The organism is Phenylobacterium sp., assembly GCF_004799395.1.
Lineage (GTDB): Bacteria > Pseudomonadota > Alphaproteobacteria > Caulobacterales > Caulobacteraceae > Phenylobacterium.
Window position 1 is genome coordinate 1 of sequence record NZ_SSMZ01000185.1, and the last position, 2305, is coordinate 2305.

Sequence of the window (2305 nt, forward strand, 5' to 3'; positions counted from 1 at the left end):
ATTGTGCTAACTTCACCCACGGACGCCTCCTTTGCAGTGGTGTTTTCAACACCTCCACTTTGGCACTTCGATGCCGTTAGGCGGCGTCCACCCCATCGCTTACAGTTGCCTGCGGTGATCCGCCGGGGGGCGTATGGACATCCACAAACCCAAGCCGTGGCATGGCCTTCGGGAGTTCCTGAAAGAGTACGCGATCATCGTCGTCGGCGTGCTGACGGCGCTGGGGGCGGAGCAGATCGCCGAGACGCTGCACTGGCAGGAAAAGGTGCGCCACGGCGAGGCGCAGGAGCGGCTGGAACTGTCCAACGTCTATTCGACGGCCACGGAGCGTATCCACCTCGAGAGGTGCCTGGACGCGCGGCTGGACACCTTGGCGCAGGCGCTGTTGGCCCATGACGGCCCCTGGACACCGCTGCCGCTCATGAACAATGGCCGTCTTGGTGAGGCCGCCTACGAGCCGCCGCTCAGGGCCTGGTATGAAGGAGTCTGGAACACCCTGGTCGCCGACGGCACGGCGAACCATCTGGCTGAACAGCAGGAGCTACTCTACGCGGGCACCTATAGCGAGATCTCCCTTGTCCGCGAATGGAACCGGCGCGAGGTCGAAGAGGCTGAGGCGCTCTCCGTATTGCAGCATCCGACGGAGCTCAGCCGGGCCGAGCGCAATGCCCTGGTCGAGCGCATCGAGCAGGAACGCGGACGCAACCACATGATTGCGCTGGGGTCGGACCAACTCATGCAAACCATCCGGCGCATCACCACCGTCGATCCCAACCCCTCCAAGCAGCTGCTGGAGGGGTCGCCGGTCATCAAGGCGTGCGCCAGGTTGGGCCTGCCGACCTGAGCGACGATAAACTGATGGACATTCACGAAGACCGCCGTGGGCAACGTGAGCTTTCCCCCCGATCCGGACTTGCGCTGTGTCCGCTTTATGAAAAAGGGGAGACGACCGCTTTGCCCCCCAACACACCCCGCCCGAAACCCATGCCGGCCAGAGTTTGCCTGCGGGTCTGGTCAACTCAAGGATCACCAAATTCGCCCCTCAAGCGAGTCTGATTTTCATAGAGCAGCATTTGGTTAACGTGCCTTGTGGCCCGGGCACCGCGTCCTGCGGAAGGGCTCGCGGGGGATTTTCGATGACGTTTCGTAGAACTCTGGCGAGAGCCCTGTCGGCGCTTGCCGCAAGCGTCGCCGCCGCCGCCGGGGCCTCGCCTGCGACCGCGACAGTGATGACCGCGACCTACACTGGCGTTACCTGCGCCTGCCCCAGTTTCGCGCACCAGTGGACCGACGGACTGGGCCTTTTCGGCCCGGTGGGAGGTTCCCTGGAAGACACGGCCTTCACAATCTCCTTCACCTACGACACCGCCATTGGAGCGGACACGCATCTGTCAGGCGGTGAGCTGTTGCGAGGCGGAACCAACTTTTCCCTGCCCCAGGACGCCACCGCCATCGTAACCATGAACGGAATCTCGCAGACGATCCTGGGCACAGCCGCTTCCCTGCAGGTGGCGGTGCCTGCTGCTGACCAGTGGTCGAACGGCGTAGAACAAGTCACGGCGAGCCTTGACTATTCTGCTAATATTGAGGTCCCCGGGATTGGCCTGCCGGCGAACCTGACGACGCCATTCACGGTGACGCTGAACGCCCCGAGCGCCGGGGGACTTGGGTTTCTCGACCTCGTCTCGTCCGACGAGACCGGCATGAACCTAGACATCCAGACCCTCACCGTCACTGAGGGCGGAGCCGCCCCTGAGCCGGCGTCGTGGGCCTTGATGCTGGTCGGCTTCGCAAGCCTCGGCGCCGCCTTGCGCCGCCGGCGCAAGGCCGCGCTCGCATAAGCCTCCGACCCCATGGAGGCCGGCTGCGAGCCCCCCAACACACTCCGCCTTAAACCCATGCCGGCCAGATTGCTTGCTGGTCCGGGGCGGCGACATCCCTGAAGGACGGAGCCCATGCACATCCGACCACCTTTGCCTGACGTCGGGTCCGTGCTCGACGCGCAACGGTCGCAATGGGGAGCCTGTGTCGTCCGCCTCCCGATCTGGATCTGAAGGCCGCATCCTAGGGCGTGGGAGGAGGCAACTCTAAGACCGCTTTCCCTCTGTGGACCTTGGGAACTTCCGCTTTCGGGTTGAACGTCGATAAGTGCTGCTGGCGCGGTCATGACACTCACCGTCCGCCCGCCGGAATCGGTCTGTTGGAAAGGAGCGATGTCCTCAGTTGACGCAAGCCTGACGCTAAATCGCTTCTAATTTGTGATCTTTGAATGTCGTCAGGCCGGCCGAAATTGAGGTCGTATAGA

2 protein-coding genes are annotated in these 2305 nt (G+C 63.3%); both read left to right on the forward strand.

Translation table 11 applies throughout. The features are described 5' to 3' along the window. Window positions 1-133: 133 nt before the first annotated feature. On the forward strand, window positions 134-844 hold the full coding sequence (locus E8A12_RS12120) for a hypothetical protein (protein ID WP_293369014.1): 711 nt from the start codon (window positions 134-136) through the stop codon (window positions 842-844). A gap of 385 nt (window positions 845-1229) precedes the next feature. Then, the gene (locus tag E8A12_RS12125) at window positions 1230-1841 is read left to right on the forward strand and encodes a PEPxxWA-CTERM sorting domain-containing protein (protein WP_293369016.1); all 612 of its coding nucleotides are present in this window, start codon (window positions 1230-1232) and stop codon (window positions 1839-1841) included. The last annotated feature ends 464 nt before the right edge of the window (window positions 1842-2305 follow it).